5 protein-coding genes and 2 pseudogenes are annotated in these 6,878 nt (G+C 42.7%); all 7 read right to left on the bottom strand.

What is annotated here, in order from left to right:
* A pseudogene (locus tag ACFIJ9_RS08370) lies at positions 1–362 on the bottom strand (phage tail protein); the annotation flags it as partial.
* Between the two features lie 8 nt (positions 363–370).
* A complete protein-coding gene (locus ACFIJ9_RS08375; protein ID WP_375636711.1) occupies positions 371–1,384 on the bottom strand; it encodes a phage tail protein in 1,014 nt (337 codons plus the stop codon).
* Positions 1,385–1,391: 7 nt separating this feature from the next.
* On the bottom strand, positions 1,392–2,393 hold the full coding sequence (locus ACFIJ9_RS08380) for a phage tail protein (RefSeq protein WP_375636713.1): 1,002 nt from the start codon (positions 2,391–2,393) through the stop codon (positions 1,392–1,394).
* A 12-nt stretch (positions 2,394–2,405) separates the two neighbouring features.
* Entirely contained in the window at positions 2,406–3,053 is a 648-nt protein-coding gene (locus ACFIJ9_RS08385) for a transglycosylase SLT domain-containing protein (protein ID WP_375636715.1), read from the bottom strand.
* A gap of 16 nt (positions 3,054–3,069) precedes the next feature.
* Entirely contained in the window at positions 3,070–5,184 is a 2,115-nt protein-coding gene (locus ACFIJ9_RS08390; protein ID WP_375636716.1) for a hypothetical protein, read from the bottom strand.
* Position 5,185: 1 nt separating this feature from the next.
* Positions 5,186–6,598, bottom strand: a complete 1,413-nt coding sequence (locus tag ACFIJ9_RS08395; RefSeq protein ID WP_375636718.1) for a hypothetical protein — start codon at positions 6,596–6,598, stop codon at positions 5,186–5,188.
* Positions 6,599–6,622: 24 nt separating this feature from the next.
* A pseudogene (locus ACFIJ9_RS08400) lies at positions 6,623–6,878 on the bottom strand (hypothetical protein); the annotation flags it as partial.

Here is a 6,878-nt window from a genome sequence, read left to right on the forward strand (position 1 = left end):
AAGGCTAATAAACCGGTTTCTGTCGCCTTATAAACAGGTTTGCCAGCTAAATTATTCAAAGCAATTGTTGTCGCCCCAACATTCTTGCCCTTTGCTTTAAAACAAACCGATATCCCATTCTTATACTCTAAAAATGCCGATTGGCTTAGAAGCCTTATCACGCTCGTCTTTTGGTTATTATCAACCGTCACAATGCCTTCAAGCACGCCGCCCGTATCCGATAAATACTCACTTATCCTTTGCATCATAAAACGAGCGCTATTATTGACTGTGTTAGGATGCTGTCCCTCTGACCAATTAATTAAAGCATCAGCACCACCATTCTCAGATGCCGTTAAAGACCAATCATAAATCGTGGACATCTTGAACCTCACGTCTTGATTCCAAACACAACACTCATATTAATCGGACGCGTCTCACTTGCACCTGAACTTGCCAACGCAACATCACGCATATGAAGGTGGGAATGGGGAAAGGCTAGCTTATGGTGCACGCGTATATCCTCTGCCCTCACACCCAAACGTTCGGCAAGTTTCAATCTTTGCTGGTCATTCAACACATATCCCCAGATGATCGTCATATCACCATGCCAACTCTCTTCCTGATTTTCATCATTCAAAATCGTAAAGGATTGACCCCCATGATCATGCTTTCTCATAGCGTCATTTTGTAAAGTGCCAAGATAACGAAAGCGGTCTATCTCGCGGTCATCATCAACACCTCGTAAAAAAACACCACGCAAATCGGGAACATTAAACTTCGTCCAACTATCAGCTCCACCCCACCTGATCCCTATCGCATCATAAAGAGCAGGATAATCACTGCGCAAATAAGCCTTCCCATCACAGGGTAACCAGCCATCTGGCAAAACTTGCATCCCAAAAATCCCTATCGTCCCTGTAGGATAAACGGGAATAACCGGCTCTTGTGATAAAGAGAGAGGCGTAGGATTTAAAACTTGCCAAGCATGATCCCTATAAACCAAGCTATAAATGCATCCCCTTTGAAGCTCGCCTCCCGATAAAGCACGGATACCTAATTCCGTCGCTTTGTAAACAGGTTTAGCCGCCAAATCATTCAAGGCAATTGCGGTTTCCCCAACATTCTTACCCTTTGCTTTAAAACAAACTGATATCCCATTCTTATATTTCAAAAAATGCGATTTACTTTGAAGTCTTATCAACGTCGTCTGTTGTTCAGCATCAACCGTAAAAGTGCTTTCAATCACACCACTCGTATCGGATAAATATTCACGCACACGCTGCATCATCACACGGGCGCTATTATTCACGCTGCTAGGGCGCTGTCCTTTTGACCAATCAATCAAATCATCACAATAGGCATTCAAGGAGGCATTTAAAGACCAATCATAGATCGTCGACATTTTAACCTCATGTCTTAATCGCAAACAGAACACTCACATTTACTGGACGCGTCTCGCCTTCACCAGTGCTCTCCAAAACAACCTCTTGGCTCTCATCAAGAGTATGAGAACTTACAATGTAGCCTCCTAAATTCTCACGCTCTATGCCCATAAAATTCGCTAGAGAGCTCCCCCCAAACAAGCCTAGACGATAGCCCAACACATCCGTCGTATTGCCATCCCAAAAGTTTTCGTTGCTGGTAAAATGAGACATCGAAAGGCTCTGTCCTTGATGTTGGTGAGACTCGATTAAATCTGTTTGCACACTTGCAAAAGAACGCCCCTCATCAATATTGCGCCCTCCATCAACACCCCGTAAAAACATCCCTCGAAAATCGGGAACATTAAATGTCGTAACGCCATCCCCCTCTCCCCAAACCGTTCCTATCGTCTCAAATAAATCACGATAATCACGACGCAAATAAGCTTTCCCATCGCAAATTAACCAATCCTTTGGAATCCCGCGCATTCCAAAGGTTCCTATAAAACCCGTGGGATAAAGACTGCTTTCTTCTTCTAAAGGGATAGAGGTAGGATTAACGAGATGCCAATGATCTTCATTATAAACCAATGTATAAATGCACCCTTGTTGGATTTCCCCTCCCGATAATGCACTGATGCCTAATTCTGTCGCCTTATAAACCGGCTTAGCAACTAAATCATTTAAGACAATCGTGGTCGCTCCAACATTCCTGCCCGTCGCTATAAAGCGCAAAACGATACCATTCTTATACTCTAAAAACTGTGAGGTGCTTGCAAGTCTTATCACACTCGTTTGTTGGACATGATCATTTGTAACAATGCCTTCAAGCTCTCCACCCGTGTCTGACAAGTATTCCTTTACGCGCTGCATCATCACACGGGCGCTCGTGTTCACACTGCTAGGATGCTGTCCTTCGGACCAATCAATCAAATCATCTACGCGCGTATTATCCGCCGCTCTAAGCGACCAATCATAGATCGTTGACATCTCTCATAAATCCTAACTCCGGTAAAATGGTCCGTAAAACGCCCGCATAAATTGCGTCATCAAAGGATTATCATCATCACTCTCTTCTTCTTCCGAAGCCTCTTCTTGTGATGCTAATAATGCCCTTAAAACCTCTAACAAGTTGTCTCTATTTCTAATGCCACCCTGCGCTACAGGGCTTGCTCTATAAGGCTGCCCCCCATACATCTGTAATACACGGTTCACAAAATCACTTGCACGCATAGCGTTGTTACCACCATTCAAGCCAACCGCATTGCTCCCAACAATTTGCGCCGCATTGGCATGGGGATTTTGAAGAAGCCGCGCGACTCCCCCTGCCCCTTGTTGATGTGCTAAATACAATTCCGCTTCACTAGGCGCTCTCCCCAACAGACGGCTTAAATGATTGCGATTATCAAGTGTCAACCGCCCCATGGCATCTGCCGCTTGCATGGGGTCAAAACGATCCTGCAAACCATATTGTTTGGCGGTGCTATCGATAAATTGATACAAACCACCCGCAGAAGAGCGTGGATTCCTTGCATTCGGATTGCCTCCACTTTCCACTTGCGCAACACGGTACAAATAGCTCTCTGGCAAACCATATCGCGCTGCCGTTTGCCGTATCGCTTGATTAACAGAAGGACTATAACGGGTCATAGCCTAATCTCCTCCCTTACTCAAATGCACTCAATAAATTCAACTCCTCCGTTGAGGCTTTTCCCCCACCTCCAAACAAAGCAGCAGAAAGCTTTTTGAACCATTCTTTTGTCGCATATCCCTTATGATGCGCGTTTACCATGCGTTGAATAAGAGCTACAATTTGATCATTCTTAATCTGTGTCCCCCCTGTTAACAATTTGACAACATCCTTTTCAATCCGTTGACGCTCTCTAAACGCCGCCTCTTTGAAAGGAATCCAAGCAGACTTCCCAGCAGCTTTTGCTAATTGTACAGCTGCATCACGTTTACCCGTTGGCATACTGACATTATGCGTAAAAGATATATCTTTATTCGCTACACGACCTGGTATTCTATTATAAAAATCTGCATAATCGGCTTCTTTTTCGACAACCTTCTTGACCGCAGAAGCTTTATCGGCTCCATAAATCTTTGCAAATCGTTTATACAGATCATTCGTACCAAAAATCTCCTTTGCCGTGGACACTTCGTCTTTTGTTTGACCCATGCCTTGTAAAAGTTCTGCCCTTGAGCCCTTTTTAAAGTATTCTTGTTCTCCCTCTGGTAATTCATCAAAGATTTTACTGAACTCATCCTTATTAACCGACTTGCTAAGGATTTTAGAACCTTTACCCATAGCATCTACATCTGAACTATATTGATGATACAATGCCCGCCCTTTCTTATATTCAGACGATATATCATCCATAATCTCTAATAACTTTTTGTCGATCTCTACTAAGCTACGAACTTTGCTATTGTTTCCTTGCCTCTTTTCTGCCCGTATCATAAAATCAATAGCCTCCTTAGTTTTATGGAGAATACCCATGTTGGGTTTCTCTTTAAGAAAGCTAAATTTTTCAGAAGAAAACGGACTGGCTTTATTGCCATCACTAATGAATCCCCTTAGCCCTTTATTATAAGCTTGTTTAAAGTATGGACGCTCCATTAATTCATTAAGTGCCCCATAATATTTCTCTCCTATTGGTATCTTTTTAGCTATTTCATAAAGAGTATGGGATGCTTCTTTCCTACTCGCGATAAGATCACCTTTTAAACCTGTGACATTTTGACGAGGAACAAAGTGTTCATCAGCAGCTTGATGAATACGCTCCCCTCCTTCCAGCGCTCTCTGCCCAGCTCTTTTAGTCAAATCAAGATAAGCTCCTTGATTTCTTTTCGCGATATCAAAAACAAGATCCTGTAAAAAAGGACTATGATCAGCTACGTAATCGGTAGGAACTGCTTTTTTAAAAGATTCTCCTAGCTCTTCAGAAGCCTCCTTACCTAAATGTTTACTGATTGCTCTTAATGTGTCTGTTGCAACACCTTGCTTATGAGAAGGAGAAAAAAGTCTTCGTATTCCGCTTACCGGATAACCAGCCAAATGACCTAAAGCACTTCCAACCAATGCCCCGCCCGCTCCTAAACCTGCACCAGATAACGTACTTGTAAGTGTATTACCAAGTCCTTCGCCTTCTCCTGCGCCATGTAATGCACCAGATGCCGCTCCTACTTTAAGCAAATGAGGTAATGTTGTTTTGTTCGTGATGCCTAAAAATGGACTTGCAAATCGACTTGGAAATGACTGACCAGTGTTCAAAAAGGCTTGACCTAATTTTGACCCCGCCACATTCCTTGCAAGTGTAGGCGCTACAAAGCGTGCTCCTGAGGCTAATAATCCTCCCCCTAAAGTCGCAAGTGAAGGGATTGCCGATCCTAAAGCATTTCCAGCAAAAGAAGTCCAATAATGTTGATCACTCATCCTACGATAATAATCACGTATTCTATTGGCTTCTTTCTCATATTTTTCTATGGTTTTCTTATCTCCAGTCCAATAGTTGTAAAGCCCATTCAAAAAAGCACTTATTGCCAACTCATCATCAGAATCACGTCCTGCCGCTGTGATCCCCGCAATTTCATCATCTAAATTAAAACTCAAACCATGCTTTAAAGAATTCCAAAAGGCTTCACTGCTACTTATTTCGGGATGTTCTGCTTCTTCCTCATCAGAATGGTTGTTATAGTCTGATATGTGTCCAATAATAGGATATTGATCATCATTCCAAACCTGACGTTTTCCAACGTTATCATTCTTATGATTAAGCATTTTAGTATCTCTTTATTCTAATATTACCATCTGCATCTTGAATTTTTGTTCCTATCTCAAATTTAGCGCTCTCTTTGGGACTGGATACCTTCACAAACTCCATAACGCCTTTTTTCTGAGTATTATATTTATCAGAGATTTCTTGAGGGGTTATCTTCCCCGTCATCCAATCATGCAAATCAGTTTTCTGAAGCTTATTTAAAGCATTAAATGTTATTTCAAGATTTTCTAAAGTTTTCAGTAGCCCTTTTGTATTACGCGCAGAATCTAAAGAACCAAAGGTTGCTACCATCGTCCGACTTTCGTAATCTGATATAGGACCAACACTAAGACTTCCTCTAGGATCCATCGATTTTAAGCTCTCAAATACCGCCTTTAAAGCACCACCCTTAATCGTATCAAATAAATTTTCTAATTCATTCGCAGGAGTTCCTCCAATTCCACGCGTAGCCCACGCCTTAAACCCGTTAATCTTATGTTTGCGAATGAGTGCAATCGAATCACGAATAGCATCTATCCCAGCGTTCATCTGATGTTTTGTGGCAATAATATTTTTTTGCTTTTTACCCTCCCACTCTTTCTGTGCTTGTAGCTTCTGATTATACTCCAATGCCTGTAGAGTCCCTGACATCGGTCTCTGTCCACGTTCACCTGTCTCTGGATCGGTATACCATTCATGCCCCGCAAGTAGTTTAGGAGTATCACCACCTGTTAGCAATGCACTAAGCATTTGAGGATTCCGTGCCATGACAGCAGCTTCTTCTTCACTGTAGCCTTTGGATTTCAGATACTCGACGGTCTGATTAACCTGCCCTCTTTGTTTATCACCTTCATTAAGATGCTTCACACCACTTGCAAGCGCATCCCATCCAGAACCATCTGTGGGTGCTGCCGCCATACCTGCAAAAAGATCTTTGAGCTTCTGATACGCATCTGATTGAAAAAACTTATAAGTATTGGACTGTAAAAATTTATCTAAATCTGTCGGTTCAGGAGGCGGTGTTGGGGTTGCGGGCGCTAATGGTTGCGTTTGGGGTTGCATTTGTTCATTAACATGAGGTTTAAGTTCTTGTGGAGCGTCCTCCAGTGCATTTGGCATAGGGGAATGATTTCCTACACCAAGAGGCATTTCCGTTTTAGGAGCCGTATAGGGCATAAATGGTCCATATGGCTGCTGCATATTCTGTAAATAGGGGTTGTTTGGAGCATGTACTTCCTCTGGTGCCATCAAAGGGGCGAGAGTCATTGCCCCTCCAGTAGCTATGGTACTCTTTGGACTTGCTTTCATGAATTGTCCAAATCTTTGCGCCCCTGTAACCGCTTTTGGAGCCATTCTGGGATAAAGATATCTCATAATATGCGGTGCAAATCTCGCTCCTGTTACTAAAGCCATTGGTATTATCGGTGCAACCATCACACTCTCCTACAAAACTATTCTTTAATTATTCTCCAGAGCTTTCTTTTGATTCATGTAATTTAAAAAAAACTTGGATGCTCCTCCTGCCAACGCTGCTCCCATTGGACCACCTGCCATATAACCAAAAGCCATCGGTGCTGCTTGAAGTGCCAGAGAACCTATAGCCCCTACATTTTTCCATGGGTTATTGCCTTGCATCATAGAGGCTGTATTATTATTCGTCGTTGTACCGTAGTTCCTTGCAAAACCATGACCGGCGTTCATAAGCATATTCAAC

Source organism: Bartonella sp. MR90HLJMH (assembly GCF_042194115.1).
Lineage (GTDB): Bacteria > Pseudomonadota > Alphaproteobacteria > Rhizobiales > Rhizobiaceae > Bartonella > Bartonella grahamii.